Source organism: Xanthomonas hortorum pv. pelargonii (genome assembly GCF_024499015.1).
GTDB lineage: Bacteria > Pseudomonadota > Gammaproteobacteria > Xanthomonadales > Xanthomonadaceae > Xanthomonas > Xanthomonas hortorum_B.
In genome coordinates, this window is record NZ_CP098604.1 from 1127184 (window position 1) to 1140309 (window position 13126).

Here is a 13126-nt window from a genome sequence, read left to right on the forward strand (position 1 = left end):
AGAAAGCTCGGATATTCCTGCCTTTTTCTTTTGACTGCCCCGTTCAAACACAGCAGCAGATGAAGTTTGCGAAGCCGCATTTCTAGCACATGGTCACATCTTGGCAAATCCAGAAATCTTAAGGCGCCTTGTCTATTTGCTCAATGCCAGGGTTTTCATTTAGAAAATCACTCCACTCAGAGTCATCAATGAGCTTGGAATACGGCTTGCTCGACGTTATGCTCAAATCAATTGTAGACTTATGTTCGTGCCAGATTGCATAAACACGACCCAACTGATGGCGATGATAAGATTGCCAGCTCAACCCGTGGATGATTTTTCCGAATCGCTGATGCAACTCGAGCGCAGCCTTCTGAAATGGCAAATAGGTGTGGTCTAACTTACCGCCCCGCCACGATAGCCCCAGCAAATCACGATTATTACCATCGATTGGGATGAAAAGCGCCGGCTCTGAAAATGCATAGCGGACGACTGAGTATTGCTCTGCCAAATCCTTTGACCACTTAAAGCTGTCATCCAGAGCGCTTACCTGCAACACCCGGCATTCCATTGCCACTGCTGGCAAAGTGTCGGCGGTATATAGCACAGCAAACTGATCCTTAAATCCATCTGGAGGGTCAACGCGGAGTTTACGAAACTTGACATCTGGTGGGTCCCACTCCATGCCGTCATAACGAAACAGCCGGACCAAAGGCCGGCTGTTCGGATCAAGCAAGTGAACCTGGATTTTTCAGCAGACAACGCCATAAATCCGTCCCCTCATGGCCCCAAGACATACGCGTTGGCGGCCCTAACGACGGCCTCTAGTCGCGCATCTGGCGCCGAAGCCAAAAGCTCATCGGCACCGCCAGCGCTCAGGTCTCGAGGCGATAGGACTACACCGTAAAGCACTTCTACCGGAGTCAGATCATACAAAAGTTCATTGGGCGAAACGAAGAAACCATAGGTTGCTGAACCCAATCCCGGGTCCAGCGCTGTCAATACTTTAACCAGTGGCGCTCCAACGATTCCTGGCCATGCTTGAAAAGCCGGATATTCACGGCCGCGCTTGCGTCCCGGTCGAAGTATTGAGAACACCTCACGGTCAGCTTCGCGCCGACGCACGGTTTCGTCACTGATACCTAGCTCCCTTGAGAACTCAGAAGCAGATAAAAATTTGCTGGCATCGCGCCAGGTTATAAAAAGACCTCCGCTGGCTTAACATCTGCCACACGGTTGACCAGACGGTCAAAATCCAACTGCCGCTGCAGCACACGGCCCTCAACTTGAACCTCGACCCACGACTTCAGTATTTCCAGCACTGTAGGCTCAAGCCCTGCTTCTTTCAGCGCGATGGCGTGCGCATCGCTGCTTTGCTGTAATGCAGCCTCAAGCCGACTATGGGTGCGTAGGTGCCGAGCCTCTGACTTTACGAGCTCGAACGAAAGGTTGGACGAAGAGACAAGCACGGAGCTGGCCAAGCTCCAGTCAGCTAGATATCCAGGAATATGCTCCGCCCCGTGCAGGCCAGGTCGGATTTTCGACAACACACTTGCAAGCGAGAGCTCCAACATGTCCAGCCTCTCCTTAGACTGCTGTAGATCGCGGCCTGTAGAAGCGACCTCATCCCACGGAAATGTAGGGGTAGGCGTAGACATAATCGAATTCCATTTTTGAGCAATTTCATGGTAATCGCTGAGCCTACATATGTCAAGTATGGCTTATATGGCTTATCTGATAGATTTTGGCCAGCGACTACTTAAGGTTGTCCAAAACTTCAGGGGCTTGTAGACAGTAAGCGAAACCAACTGATTAAAACGGTCGAGCGAAGCCACCCGGTCCAGCAGGCCCCGCCAGTCGATGTGGAACCTCTCCAAGACCGTTTGCCCCGTCCCATGGCCCATGAGCGCCCCGATAGCAGACGCCGACACACCCGCCTCATCCAGCTTTGAAGCGATGGTGTGGCGGAAGCCGTGGAAGGCCCGCCCCTTCTCCGACACCCCTTGCCGCTTGATGTAGACGGAGACTGGCGGCTCAGCTGCCGCCCATAGCCCAGCCCTGTTGAGTTGGGTAGGCTTGGAAACAACCGCTTTACCCGAGCTTCCTCCACGTCAGGAAGGAACCCCGCCTCGATGACTGCCTAAACGCCACTTCCTCTTGCTGCCGTAAGGCAACTGATTGGGAGGCGCCAGGGATATCCATGCTTGCGGGCGTGACTGGTGATTGGTCTTGGAGTCCGTCCCATCTTCAAACCAATGATGCGAGTGGGGTATTACCACCTCCACGCCCCTCCAGTGGCCAACGGGGAGCCGATCACTGAGGCTAGCAACGGGCATGAACAACCCGCTACAATGGCAGACCACAAAGCAGGACACCCTCCTGGTTTGCGTGGCTGTAGGAGAGTCAGGAAGTTGGATCGGGATCAGTACCTCCCCCTCTCTCCGCCAGTTTTATGATCCTGCAACGCGATTGCATGGATCCAGGGTCACGCCAGTGGCCCACGTCTTATGGTGGCCCCGTCGGTCCCTCGCGACGCTAGATCGAAAATCCCGCCAGGGCCGGAAGGCAGCAACGGTATCGATTGACGCGGGCGCCGAGGTCAACCGGCGGGGACACCACCCTAATCAAAAAACAGGCTGCCCATGTGGCGACGGTTGTGTGCGCATTCGCAAAGCGGCAGCAACGCTGTCATTGCGTATGCGCTTCCGGATGCAGCCAGCCCGCATCGCCTTCCAGGTAATGCTCGTGCTTCCAGATCGGCACGCGCGCCTTGACTTCGTCGATGATGAAGCGGCAGGCATCGAATGCGGCACCGCGATGCGCCGCACTGACGCCCACCCACACCGCCATGTCGCCGATGCGCAACTCGCCTACGCGGTGCACGCAGTGCGCGTTGACGATGGCAAACCGGCTCATCGCTTCGTCGAGCACGCGTTGGCCTTCGGCCTGCGCGAGTGCGGCATAGGCTTCGTAGCGCAGCCCGGCCACGCCGCGGCCTTCGTTATGGTTGCGCACCCAACCCTCGAAACTGGCAAACGCGCCGGCATGCGGATGCTCCAGCGCAGCACGCAAGCTGTCGATCGGTAACGGCACGTCAGAAAGCGCAAAGATGGCGGTTGTCTGCTCGCTCACACTCAACCTCCCGACACCGGCGGAATAAACACGATTTCACTGCCGTCGCGCACCTCGTCCTCCCAGCGTGCGAACGCGCCATCCACCGCGACGCGCAGCTGCGTCGGCGTCCAGCGCAGGCCATGGCGCGTATCGAGTTCGGCATAGAACGCGCGCAAATCCTGCGCATCCGAGTGCACCTGCTCGCTTGCAACGCCCGCCGCTTCACGCAAGCTGGCGAAATACAGCACCGTCACTGTCGCGCTCATCGCGTTGCTCCGATATCGCGCTTGCCGCCGCGTTTGGACACCAGCCTGGTTGGGCCGATGCTCATTGCATGCGACAACGCCTTGCACATGTCGTAGACCGTCAATGCCGCCACGCTGGCACCGGTAAGCGCTTCCATCTCCACCCCGGTGCGATGTACGCAGCGCACCGTGCAGCTGATGTGCAGCACCTGTTCGCCAACCCAGTCGATCTCGAAGCGGCACGCATCGATCGGCAGCGGGTGGCAGAACGGAATCAATTCGTGCGTGCGCTTGACCGCCATGGTGCCGGCGATCACCGCGGTCTCCACGATGCCGCCCTTGGCGCTGCGCAAGCCGTTGGCGCGCAGCTGCGTGGCCACGGCTGCGGGAAATCGCACGCGACTTTCGGCAGTAGCACTGCGTGCGGTGACCGCCTTGTCCGAGACATCCACCATGGTGGGCAGCCCGGCGTCATCCAGGTGGGTCAGGCGTGCGGAACGGCTTTTTGCGGGCATGGGAAACGACACAATGACAGGCGCCCAGGATGCGGCATTCTCGGTGAAAGCGGTGCCCTGATGAAACAACCACCACTCACCCACCGATCAAAAACATCTCGACCGGCTTGCCGCGGCGCGGCGTCGACGACGCACGCACCTCGCTGTAGCGGTCGCCACGGATGCTCCAGCGCGCGCGCAGATGTTCCGACAATCCATGCTCGCCCTGGCCCAACGCTGGCTTGAGGTCATGGCCCTGGCTAGCAAACAGGCAGGTATACAACTGCCCATCGGCCGACACGCGTGCGCGCTGGCAATCGCCGCAAAACGGCACGCTGACCGAACTGACGAAACCCACCTCGCCCGCGCCGTCGGCAAAGGCATGCCGTTGCGCCACTTCGCCGGTGTAATTGGCATCCAGCGGCACCAGCGGCCAGCGCGCGTGGATGCGTTCGTGCAGTTGCGCTGAGGTCACCACCGCATCCGGCGTCCAGCCATTGCAGCTGCCCACATCCATGAATTCGATAAAGCGCAGCACGTGGCCGGTGCCACGGAAGTGCTCCACAAGTGGCAACACCTGATCTTCGTTGACGCCGCGCTGCACCACGCAATTAATCTTTAAGCGCTGGAAGCCGGCCCGCTCGGCAGCGGCAATACCGGCCAGCACCTGCGCGATCTCGCCGCGGTTGCCGCTCATGCGTCTGAACAGCTCCGGATCCAAGGCATCCATGCTCACGGTGATGCGGCGCAGCCCGGCCTGACGCAGGGCAACCGCCTGACGCGCCAGCAAGGTGCCGTTGGTGGTGAGCGCCAGATCCTCGATGCCGTCGATGGCGGTCAGTCGCGCAACCAAGCTCGGCAGGTCACGGCGCAGCAACGGCTCGCCGCCAGTCAGACGCACCTTGGTGACGCCCACCGAGACGAATGCGCGCACCAGCGTTTCCAGCTGATCGAAGCTCAGCCTTTGCTGCGCGTCGAATCCGTAGTCGTCCGGCACCCGATCGGCTGGCATGCAGTAACCGCAGCGGAAGTTGCAGGCCTCGATGACCGACAGCCGCAAATCGCGCAGCGGCCGGCCATAGCGGTCCTGCATCGGCGCGGCAGTCGGACTCGGCAGCAGCAAGGCGCTCATCAGGGCACCATGGCGGCGGTCGGCTCCGCCAGCTCCAGGTAGTGTCCAGGCACCGCAACACGATGGCCGCGTGCGCGAAGCACGTCGCCGTCGGCATCGCTGGCGTAGTGGTACAGCAGCATGCGGCTCAACAGGTCCTGCGGGTATTCCCGCTCCAAATCGTCCACGCCAGTATGCGACGGGTTGCCGTGAACGCCGCAGTCATGCGCGATGAGCTCGCCGTCATCGGCATAGCGGGCCAGCATTTCCGGGATCGGCCGGGTATCGCCGCTCCACACCAGCGCACCCTTCAGGCGCAGCCCGTAGGCGGTCTCCGGCCAATGGTGGCGCACCGGGAACACTTCCAGCCGCACGCCGTCGTGCCAGAACGCATCGCCGACCGGCACCAGCTGAAACGCATCCCAGAAGTTGGCGCCGCCCTCGGCCAGCACGTTCGGGTAGTCGGCGATCCGCCGCTGCAGCAGCGGCACTACCGGCGCCGGCACGTACAGGCGGGTGCGCCCGCGCCGCTCGGAGAAATAGCTGTCCACGAACACCCGCTCTAGCCCGCCAACATGGTCCAGATGCACATGGGTGATGAAGAACGCCTGCGGCAACTGGCCGTAATGGGCCTGGTACGCAGTCAGCCCCTCGCTGCCGCAGTCGATGGTCAGCCACGGCGCTCCGGCGCGCTCGAGTGTGGCCATCGGCGAGCCAAGCGCCACCGCCGACGCATTGCCGACTCCCTGCACACGCAACGCCCAGTTCATTAGTAGCCCCGGCCCCAGGCCAGTTCGTAGGCGCGATGCAGGCGCTCGCAATCCTTGTCGACATCTTCGCGGCTGCGCGTGCCGCGCAATTTCAACAGCGAGCGATGCAGCCGCGCCAGATTGCGCTCGCGCCAGCGCGTGGCCGGAATGCGCAACACGCCACGGTCGAAATCAATCAACCAGCCGTGCCCACCAGCATCGAACAGAATGTTGTGCGCGTTGAGATCGGCGTGATCCAGGCCGGCGCGATGAAAGCGCGCAATCAACCGCCCGGTCTCTTCCCACGGCGCGCCACGGCCGGCAACCTGCGCGTGATCGGCCAGCGAGCGCACGTTTTCCAGGCGTTCCATCAACAGCGCAGCGCGATAGCCCAATCCTTCGCGCAGGTAGCAGGCCGCCAACGGGCGCGGCACCGGCAACTTGCGGCTGAGCAACTCGCGCATCAGCCGGAATTCGGCGAAGCTGCGTGTGCGCCCTGCCCCTTTCCACAGGTAGTGATCGCGACTCACCCGGGCAGCCATGCCGCCACGCAGATACTGGCGCAACACGCTGCGGCCGAACGGCGCATCCACAAACCACGCCCCGCCACGCCCGCCCTCATCCACCGGCCGCGCCCTGTCGCCCCAGTGTTGCGGCGAAAACAGCGTGGTATCGGCTTGCCGCAGCCGTTCGCGGTCGAACAGAATGGCGCCATAACCGCGGCCTTCGCGGTACGGCGTCAGCGCTTCAGTGGCGTCGAAAGAAACCATCTATCGAGTCTAACAACACCATGGCTTCTACGCCCGCTTCATTATGCCTGCTGCGCCTGTCCGCCCTGGGTGACGTCACCCACGTGGTGCCGCTGGTGCGCACCTTGCAGGCGGGATTTCCAGCAAGCCAGCTGCATTGGATCATCGACAAGGCCGGGCTGAAGTTGCTCGACGGCCTGCCCGGTGTGCAGTTTCATGCCTACGACAAGCGCACCGGCATTGCCGGCATGCGCGCGCTGCGCCAGTCGCTGGCGCCGCTGGACCGCTTCGATGCCTTGCTGCAGATGCAGGTGGCCTTCCGCGCGAATGTGCTGTCGGCATTCGTGCCGGCGCGGCGGCGGATCGGCTACGACCGCAGCCGCTCCAAAGACCTGCACGGCCTGTTCGTCAACGAGCGCATCGCCGACCGCCCCGGCATCCATGTGCTCGACGCCATCGGCAGCTTCGCGCAGCCGCTCGGCTTGACCCAGACCCAGGTGCGCTGGGACCTGCCGGTTCCCGAGGATGCGCAGAGCTGGGCCCGCGCGCAGTGGGAGGACGACGGCCGCCCGGTGCTGATGATCTCGCCCTGCTCCAGCCACGCACGCCGCAACTGGTACCCAGACCGCCACGCGGCGCTGGCCGATCACGCCGCTGCGCAAGGCTGGCGAATCGTGCTGTGCGGTGGCCGCAGCGAGCTTGAACGCAGCACCGCCGATGCCATCGTCGCGGCCGCACGCACGCCGGTGCTGGACCTGGTCGGCAAGGACACGCTCAAGCAGCTCCCCGCCCTGCTCGCCCGCGCCGATCTGGTGGTCACACCGGATTCGGGCCCGATGCATATCGCCAATGCGATGGGCACCAAGGTGCTCGGCCTGCATGCAGCGAGCAACCCGCTGCGCAGCGGCCCGTATTCGGACGTGCGCTATTGTGTGGATCGTTACGATGCGGCCGCCCGCAAATACCTGGGCAAGCCGGCCGATCACCTGAAATGGGGCACCAAGATCGAGTTCGACGAGGTGATGTCGCTGATCACCGTGGACGATGCGATCGCTGCTTTCGAGCGTTATCGCACCGATCATCCGCGCTGAGGAGCGGCGACGGATGGTCGCTCAAACAGGCGTTCAATCGCTTGAGCAAGCGGCGCGCACTGCGCCGTTGCTCGGCTGCCTAGGAGCAGCGCAAAGCATTAGCGCTCAGACACCCGTCGCGCGATAGTCCTGATACGACTTCTCTTCCACATACGACGACCCTAGCGCCAGGTTGATCTCTTTCTTGATGCGCGCGCGCTCGTCGTTTTCGATATAGACGCTGCGCGCCAGCTGCACGAATTCATCGTCGAAGGTCTGCGCCTGCTCCTTGAGACGGATGTCGTCTTCGATCACCCACAGCCGCTCGTTGACAGCCTTGAGCGCGGCACGCAAACGCACGATGTCGTGACCGGCGGCCGGATGCGCCATCCAGCTGATTTCCAGCGCAGACAGCTCGTTGCGCACATTGGTCAGCTTGGCCGCATCGCGCATGCGCTCGGACTTGATCTGCAGGATCGCGATCTTGTCGAGCAGCTCACCAAAGGACACCGGCACCAGAATCTCGGACATGTCATGCCTCCAACGGATAGCAAAGGTGGAAGTGTAGGCATCGCACCGGCTGGCTGCGACCCATAAACAAAAGCCCCCTTGCGGGGGCTAATGCGAATCTGGCGGAGAGGGGGATTCGAACCCCCGAGGCGCTATAAACGCCTGCCTGATTTCGAGTCAGGTACATTCAACCGCTCTGCCACCTCTCCAGATGGTCCCCGGTGTCCCGGGGCCGTGAATCATACGGGCACAGGCGCCAAGCCACAAGCGGGCTGGGCAAGCTCGACACACTGCGCCATCCGGGCCCGGAGTGAACCCGCACTGCAGTACCGGCAAGCAGTCTGTTGCCGCTGGCCGGTCGGGCCGCGATGATGGTGGCGCATCTTTCCTCTGGCGACCCGGCCCCATGCTCGAATTCGGACATCTCACCCACGTCGGCCTGCGTCGCGACCTCAACGAGGACACGTACTACGGCGACAGCGAGCTGGGGTTATGGCTGGTCGCCGATGGCATGGGCGGGCATGCCTGCGGCGAAGTGGCCAGCGCGTTGGCGCGCGAAACCATCGTGCGCGAAGTGCGCGCCGGCACACCGCTGGCGCAGGCGGTGCGTATTGCCGATGAAGAAATCATCAAGACCTCGCGCCGCTGCAACGATACCTTGCCAATGGGCACCACCGTGGTCGCTGCCCGTGTGCTGAGCCAGCGCTTCGAAGTGGCCTGGGTCGGCGACAGCCGTGCCTATCTGTGGCGCGACGGCCGGCTCGCACAGCTGAGCCAGGACCATAGTTACGTACAGGAACTCATCGCGCAGGGCACGCTCACCAGCGAGCAGGCACGCGCGCATCCGCATCGCAACGTGGTGACCCAGGCGTTGGGCGTGACCGACCCGGCCCACCTCAATGTCGCCACCATGCAGGGCGAACTCAAATCCGGCATGCAGCTGCTGCTATGCAGCGACGGCCTGACCGAAGAAATCGACGACGCCACCATCGCCGCAACCTTGTCGCAAGCCGATTGCAGCGCGCAGGAATGCGTCGAATGCCTGGTCGCCGCCGCACTGGATGGCGGCGGCTCGGACAACATCACCGCGATTCTGGTACGTAGCTACTAACCGGCAGCGGCAACCTCTTCGACCGGCGCATCCCACAGCGCACGCCCGGCCTTCTTGCGCAACTGCGCCAGACGCGCCTCGTGCGCCTGCGACTCCGAGGCAGTCACCGCCACGCGCGGGCGCGGCAACAGCAGTGCCGGATCGAAGCTGATCATGCCGTCAGCGTCCTGTGTGCTCTGACCGGCATCGGCGCTGGCAAACCCGATTTCCTCCTGGCCAGACGTCAGCGCGATATACACATCGGCCAGGATCTGCGCATCGAGCAAGGCGCCGTGCAACTGGCGATGCGAATTATCCACGCCCAGACGTTTGCACAAGGCGTCCAATGAATTGCGCTGCCCCGGATAACGCTCGCGCGCCATCATCAAGGTATCCACCACGGTGGCGCGCTCGACGATGCGGCCGTAGTTGTCGCCCAGCAGCGACAGTTCGTTGTCCAGGAAGCCCAGATCGAACGCAGCGTTGTGGATGATCAGCTCCGCGCCGTCGATGTAGGCCAGAAACTCCTCCACCACATCGGCGAACAAGGGCTTGTCGGCCAGGAATTCCAGGGTCAACCCGGTCACTTCCTGCGCGCCGGGTTCGAAGTCGCAATCGGGCTTCAGATAGCGATGGAAGTTGTTGCCGCTGGGGCGCCGCTCCAGCAGCTCCACCGCACCGATTTCGACGACGCGGTTGCCCTTGCGCCATTCCAGGCCGGTGGTTTCGGTATCGAGAATGATCTGACGCATGAATCCTCTTGCTTATTGTGTTGCCAGGCCGCCGCGCTGGGCAATGGCCTGATTGCGGGCAAGCACGTCGACGCGCTCGTTATCCGGGTCGCCATTGTGGCCTTTCACCCAACGCCAATCGATGCTGTGACGCTGCGTGGCCGCGTGCAGCCGCTCCCACAGTTCACGATTCTTGACCGGGTCGCCGCCGGCAGTTTTCCAGCCGCGCCGCACCCAGCCGGACATCCATTCGGTGATGCCCTGGCGCACGTATTGCGAGTCGGTATGCAGCACGATCTGGCATGGCTCGGTGAGCGTTTCCAACGCCATGATCGCCGCCATCAACTCCATGCGGTTGTTGGTGGAGGTGGCTTCGCCGCCGGCCAATTCCTTCTCGCGGCCGTTGTAACGCAACAGGGCCGCCCAACCGCCCGGCCCGGGATTGCCGAGGCAGGAGCCGTCGGTATGCACTTCAATTGATTTCATCAGCTTCTGGTGTTTGGAAAGTAATCAGTCGTCAGATCGTGGCCACGGGCTGTGGCCAGCGCGAGGGCATTGCGATCGGGGTCGGGCCGATCGAAGCGGCGGCACGCTTTTCCACTTCGAGTAAATACACCGCGCGCCAGGGTGCGCGGCCAGGGCCGGAGGGGCCACTTCCGGTACGCCAGATCGGCCCCAGGTAACGTTCCTGGTCCACGCATTGCAGCCCCGCACGTTGCGCCAGCAACCGCCAGCGATCCGGCCGCAGGGCGACCGGACCACGTCGCGCCCAGCGAAAGCGGTAGGGGCTCATCGGATTGAGCGTGAATAGCCACAGCCGGCCGCCGGGCATCAGCAGCCGCTCGCATTCGGCCAAAAATTCCGCCGCGCCGCCGACCACCGCATGCTGCACCACAATCGCCTGCAGGCTCTCGGCCGGCAACGGGAACGGCATCGCGCAACGCGCATCGCCAGCGAAGCGCCCCGCGCTGCGATACAAGCGCAAACCACGCCCCTGCAACGCCTCGCGCGGCGGCAGGTCGGTGGTTGGCGTCAGCCACAACCAGGGCTGCGACGGACGCGTTTGCAGCGCCGCCAGCGCCACTTGGCGCTCCAGCTGGAGCAGACTGCGCCCCGCGCCTGTTTCAAACCAGGATGAGACGCCAGCTTGACGGGAGAAGGGCGTGGCAGGCATGGTCCCAATTCTATGCGACTGACCGCCCTGCCCGCATTCGAAGACAACTACATCTGGGCGCTGGTCGCTGCGGATGGCCGCGCTGTCATCGTCGACCCCGGTCAGGCAGAGCCGGTGTTCGCTGCGGCAGAGCGCGAAGGATTCACTCCCAGCGCCGTGTTGCTCACCCACCACCATGCCGACCACATCGGCGGCGTGGCGGCATTGCAGCAGCGCTGGCCGGACCTGGAACTGTTCGGCCCTGCCGACGAACGCAGTCCCGCCGATGCCCGCCAGGTAGGACAAGGCGAGCGCTTGACTCTGCTTGGCATGGGCTTTGAAGTGCTCGAGGTGCCGGGCCACACCCGCAGCCACATCGCCTTTGTCACCGACGAGCATCTGTTCAGCGGTGATACGCTGTTCAGCCTAGGCTGTGGGCGGATGTTCGAAGGTACCGCTCCTCAGATGTTCGACTCGTTGCAACGCCTGGCCTCTCTGCCCGGCGAAACGCTTGTGTGTTGCGGCCACGAATATACGTTGGCCAACGCGTCCTTCGCGCTGCACGTCGATCCCACCAACGCTGCCTTGCAGCGCCGTCAACAGGAAGCCCAGGCCATGCGTCAAGCAGCCCGTCCTACCCTGCCGATTTCGCTCAAGAGTGAACTGGCCACCAACCCTTTTCTCCGTACCAGCAGTCCCGAGATTCGCGCCGCAGTCGCAGCGCGCGCATCTGGCGCACTTTCCTCCGATGTAGATGTTTTCGCCGAACTTCGGCGCTGGAAAGACGAATTTCGCGCATGAGGCGCTTGCTTTTGGCAGCGTTGGCCGCCTGTGCGGCCATTGCACCAGCAGCCGCATCGCCCGTCGACGCAAGCCGCCCCACACCCACAGTCAGCTCGACGACGCCGCCAGCCGCACCCAGCCTGCGCAATGGTCAGGACATCTTTTCGTCGTTTCTGGACGGGCGTGCAGATCCAGGCTGCGATAGCGAGCACAGCGACACGCGTTGGGAACAGCACTTCTCGCGCGCACCAGCCCGTCTGGCCGACGATGCACAGGATGTCCTGCCGCTGTTCGGCTACGTGGTCGACGAGCTGCGCAAGGCCGACATGCCGACCGAGTTTGCGCTGATTCCTTTTGTGGAAAGCGGCTACCGCCCGGGCGCCCGCAATGGTAGCGGACCGGCCGGCTTGTGGCAGTTCATCGCCACCACTGCGCGCAACCACCATGTGCCGGTTGGCGCGCAATACGACGGCCGCCTCTCGGCAGTGGATTCCACCACCGCTGCGGTACGTTATCTCAAGACGCTTTACGGCATGTTCGGCGGCGATTGGCGCCTGGCGCTGATGGCCTACAACGCTGGCGAGTACCGTGTGCTGCAGGCGATGCGCACGGCCGGTATGAACGCGCAGAACGCGCGTCCGTCCGAGCTGCCCGGCATGTCCAAGGTCACCTATGAGTATGTCGAAAAGCTGCACGCGCTCGCCTGTGTACTCGACCACGCGCAACAGCAAGGCAACCTGCTGACCTCGCTCGACCGCCCGGTTCCCGTACTGACCGAACACGCGTTGCCGGTTGGCACCAGCCTCAACGCCTGGGCCGGACAGCGCGCCATCGAGCCGCAGCTGCTCGCCCGGCTGAATCCGGCATTGGCCAGCGCACGTGCTGCGCCAAGTGGTGTGCATGTACTTGCCCCAGTCGCAGCAGCACAGCCCGGCTCGGCCGGTGCCGTAGTCGCATCCGCTGATGTGGGCAGGATTGCCGAGACCAACGATGCCGCGCCTACGGTGGTCGCCACGACTGCCAGGACGTCGAACGCGCAAGCGCGTACGCATACGGTGCGTAACGGCGAGTCCGCCTGGGCCATTGCGCGCCGCTACGGCGTGACTGTGGCGACGCTGCTTGCCAGCAATGGGCTGGACAAGCGTGCGGTGCTGAAGCCGGGCATGGTGTTGTCTTTCGACGACAGGCCTTAAGCCGACACAACGCAGCCTACGTAGTAATCCACTTGGTCCGCAGCGACATCGCGCCTGCCACCGTCGCTCGCATGACGTTCTAGACAGCCAGCATCACCGTGATCAGGATTGCCTGGTGCAGCAGCTGCTGCACGCTTGAACGCCTGGGCGAAACT

General features: G+C 62.9%; 16 protein-coding genes, 1 tRNA gene, 1 other RNA gene and 1 pseudogene. 5 read left to right on the forward strand and 14 right to left on the reverse strand.

Annotated elements, in window-relative coordinates:
• Positions 1-118: 118 nt before the first annotated feature.
• The 3 genes and pseudogenes from NDY25_RS04905 to NDY25_RS04915 all read right to left on the reverse strand — a co-directional run.
• Positions 119-715: an RES domain-containing protein gene (locus NDY25_RS04905; RefSeq protein WP_256627823.1), complete on the reverse strand. Its 597-nt coding sequence runs from the start codon at positions 713-715 to the stop codon at positions 119-121.
• A gap of 460 nt (positions 716-1175) precedes the next feature.
• Positions 1176-1553 (reverse strand): hypothetical protein, encoded by a 378-nt coding sequence (locus tag NDY25_RS04910; RefSeq protein WP_256627824.1) that lies wholly within the window; start codon positions 1551-1553, stop codon positions 1176-1178.
• A 156-nt stretch (positions 1554-1709) separates the two neighbouring features.
• Positions 1710-2116 (reverse strand): annotated as a pseudogene (locus tag NDY25_RS04915) (tyrosine-type recombinase/integrase); the annotation flags it as partial.
• 379 nt (positions 2117-2495) lie between these two features.
• Here NDY25_RS04915 and ffs point away from each other — a divergent pair.
• Positions 2496-2592, forward strand: an RNA gene (gene ffs / locus NDY25_RS04920) — signal recognition particle sRNA small type.
• A 75-nt stretch (positions 2593-2667) separates the two neighbouring features.
• Here the strand turns inward: ffs and NDY25_RS04925 are convergent.
• The 6 genes from NDY25_RS04925 to NDY25_RS04950 form a co-directional block, all read right to left on the reverse strand.
• Positions 2668-3117, reverse strand: a complete 450-nt coding sequence (locus tag NDY25_RS04925) for a molybdenum cofactor biosynthesis protein MoaE (protein ID WP_168956933.1) — start codon at positions 3115-3117, stop codon at positions 2668-2670.
• Positions 3114-3359, reverse strand: a complete 246-nt coding sequence (locus NDY25_RS04930; RefSeq protein ID WP_006448430.1) for a MoaD/ThiS family protein — start codon at positions 3357-3359, stop codon at positions 3114-3116. Before NDY25_RS04930 ends, NDY25_RS04925 begins: the two co-directional genes overlap by 4 nt.
• Entirely contained in the window at positions 3356-3853 is a 498-nt protein-coding gene (gene moaC, locus NDY25_RS04935; protein ID WP_168956934.1) for a cyclic pyranopterin monophosphate synthase MoaC, read from the reverse strand. Before moaC ends, NDY25_RS04930 begins: the two co-directional genes overlap by 4 nt.
• Positions 3854-3929: 76 nt before the next feature.
• Entirely contained in the window at positions 3930-4964 is a 1035-nt protein-coding gene (gene moaA, locus NDY25_RS04940; RefSeq protein WP_168956935.1) for a GTP 3',8-cyclase MoaA, read from the reverse strand.
• The gene (locus NDY25_RS04945; protein WP_168956936.1) at positions 4964-5713 is read right to left on the reverse strand and encodes an MBL fold metallo-hydrolase; all 750 of its coding nucleotides are present in this window, start codon (positions 5711-5713) and stop codon (positions 4964-4966) included. Before NDY25_RS04945 ends, moaA begins: the two co-directional genes overlap by 1 nt.
• Positions 5713-6462: a 3-deoxy-D-manno-octulosonic acid kinase gene (locus tag NDY25_RS04950; RefSeq protein WP_168956937.1), complete on the reverse strand. Its 750-nt coding sequence runs from the start codon at positions 6460-6462 to the stop codon at positions 5713-5715. The genes NDY25_RS04945 and NDY25_RS04950 overlap by 1 nt, the downstream gene beginning before the upstream one ends.
• 20 nt (positions 6463-6482) lie before the next feature.
• On the opposite strand from NDY25_RS04950, the gene NDY25_RS04955 reads away from it, so the two are divergent.
• The gene (locus tag NDY25_RS04955; protein WP_168956938.1) at positions 6483-7532 is read left to right on the forward strand and encodes a glycosyltransferase family 9 protein; all 1050 of its coding nucleotides are present in this window, start codon (positions 6483-6485) and stop codon (positions 7530-7532) included.
• A gap of 105 nt (positions 7533-7637) precedes the next feature.
• On the opposite strand, the gene NDY25_RS04960 is transcribed toward NDY25_RS04955, so the two are convergent.
• Positions 7638-8042, reverse strand: a complete 405-nt coding sequence (locus NDY25_RS04960) for a DUF6165 family protein (RefSeq protein ID WP_168956939.1) — start codon at positions 8040-8042, stop codon at positions 7638-7640.
• Between the two features lie 99 nt (positions 8043-8141).
• Positions 8142-8230, reverse strand: a tRNA-Ser gene (locus tag NDY25_RS04965).
• A 197-nt stretch (positions 8231-8427) separates the two neighbouring features.
• On the opposite strand from NDY25_RS04965, the gene NDY25_RS04970 reads away from it, so the two are divergent.
• The gene (locus NDY25_RS04970) at positions 8428-9132 is read left to right on the forward strand and encodes a PP2C family protein-serine/threonine phosphatase (protein ID WP_168956940.1); all 705 of its coding nucleotides are present in this window, start codon (positions 8428-8430) and stop codon (positions 9130-9132) included.
• Here NDY25_RS04970 and dnaQ read toward each other — a convergent pair.
• Genes dnaQ through NDY25_RS04985 form a run of 3 tightly spaced genes read right to left on the reverse strand, consistent with a single transcriptional unit; the run spans position 9129 to position 11016 of the window.
• Complete coding sequence (dnaQ, locus tag NDY25_RS04975) at positions 9129-9863, reverse strand: DNA polymerase III subunit epsilon (protein WP_168956941.1); 735 nt, start codon at positions 9861-9863, stop codon at positions 9129-9131. The two genes, NDY25_RS04970 and dnaQ, sit on opposite strands and share 4 nt — an antisense overlap.
• A gap of 12 nt (positions 9864-9875) precedes the next feature.
• A complete protein-coding gene (gene rnhA, locus NDY25_RS04980) occupies positions 9876-10328 on the reverse strand; it encodes a ribonuclease HI (RefSeq protein ID WP_104550701.1) in 453 nt (150 codons plus the stop codon).
• 31 nt (positions 10329-10359) lie between these two features.
• Positions 10360-11016, reverse strand: a complete 657-nt coding sequence (locus NDY25_RS04985; RefSeq protein ID WP_006450175.1) for a hypothetical protein — start codon at positions 11014-11016, stop codon at positions 10360-10362.
• A gap of 12 nt (positions 11017-11028) precedes the next feature.
• Here NDY25_RS04985 and gloB point away from each other — a divergent pair, with 12 nt between their 5' ends.
• Together gloB and NDY25_RS04995 are read left to right on the forward strand one after the other, a co-directional pair.
• Positions 11029-11796 carry a hydroxyacylglutathione hydrolase gene (gloB, locus tag NDY25_RS04990; protein ID WP_168956942.1) on the forward strand — a complete coding sequence of 256 codons (768 nt, stop codon included), beginning with the start codon at positions 11029-11031 and terminating at the stop codon, positions 11794-11796.
• Positions 11793-12971, forward strand: a complete 1179-nt coding sequence (locus tag NDY25_RS04995; RefSeq protein WP_168956943.1) for a lytic transglycosylase domain-containing protein — start codon at positions 11793-11795, stop codon at positions 12969-12971. Before gloB ends, NDY25_RS04995 begins: the two co-directional genes overlap by 4 nt.
• Positions 12972-13126 lie beyond the last annotated feature (155 nt).

Excerpts from the sequence above, each read along its gene's own strand:
- NDY25_RS04910 (WP_256627824.1), bottom strand. The coding sequence starts at position 1,553 with ATGTTGGAGCTCTCGCTTGCAAGTGTGTTGTCGAAAATCCGACCTGGC.
- NDY25_RS04930 (WP_006448430.1), bottom strand. The coding sequence starts at position 3,359 with ATGAGCGCGACAGTGACGGTGCTGTATTTCGCCAGCTTGCGTGAAGCG.
- moaC (WP_168956934.1), bottom strand. The coding sequence starts at position 3,853 with ATGCCCGCAAAAAGCCGTTCCGCACGCCTGACCCACCTGGATGACGCC.
- moaA (WP_168956935.1), bottom strand. The coding sequence starts at position 4,964 with ATGAGCGCCTTGCTGCTGCCGAGTCCGACTGCCGCGCCGATGCAGGAC.
- NDY25_RS04945 (WP_168956936.1), bottom strand. The coding sequence starts at position 5,713 with ATGAACTGGGCGTTGCGTGTGCAGGGAGTCGGCAATGCGTCGGCGGTG.
- NDY25_RS04950 (WP_168956937.1), bottom strand. The coding sequence starts at position 6,462 with ATGGTTTCTTTCGACGCCACTGAAGCGCTGACGCCGTACCGCGAAGGC.
- NDY25_RS04955 (WP_168956938.1), top strand. The coding sequence starts at position 6,483 with ATGGCTTCTACGCCCGCTTCATTATGCCTGCTGCGCCTGTCCGCCCTG.
- NDY25_RS04960 (WP_168956939.1), bottom strand. The coding sequence starts at position 8,042 with ATGTCCGAGATTCTGGTGCCGGTGTCCTTTGGTGAGCTGCTCGACAAG.
- NDY25_RS04970 (WP_168956940.1), top strand. The coding sequence starts at position 8,428 with ATGCTCGAATTCGGACATCTCACCCACGTCGGCCTGCGTCGCGACCTC.
- dnaQ (WP_168956941.1), bottom strand. The coding sequence starts at position 9,863 with ATGCGTCAGATCATTCTCGATACCGAAACCACCGGCCTGGAATGGCGC.
- rnhA (WP_104550701.1), bottom strand. The coding sequence starts at position 10,328 with ATGAAATCAATTGAAGTGCATACCGACGGCTCCTGCCTCGGCAATCCC.
- NDY25_RS04985 (WP_006450175.1), bottom strand. The coding sequence starts at position 11,016 with ATGCCTGCCACGCCCTTCTCCCGTCAAGCTGGCGTCTCATCCTGGTTT.
- gloB (WP_168956942.1), top strand. The coding sequence starts at position 11,029 with ATGCGACTGACCGCCCTGCCCGCATTCGAAGACAACTACATCTGGGCG.
- NDY25_RS04995 (WP_168956943.1), top strand. The coding sequence starts at position 11,793 with ATGAGGCGCTTGCTTTTGGCAGCGTTGGCCGCCTGTGCGGCCATTGCA.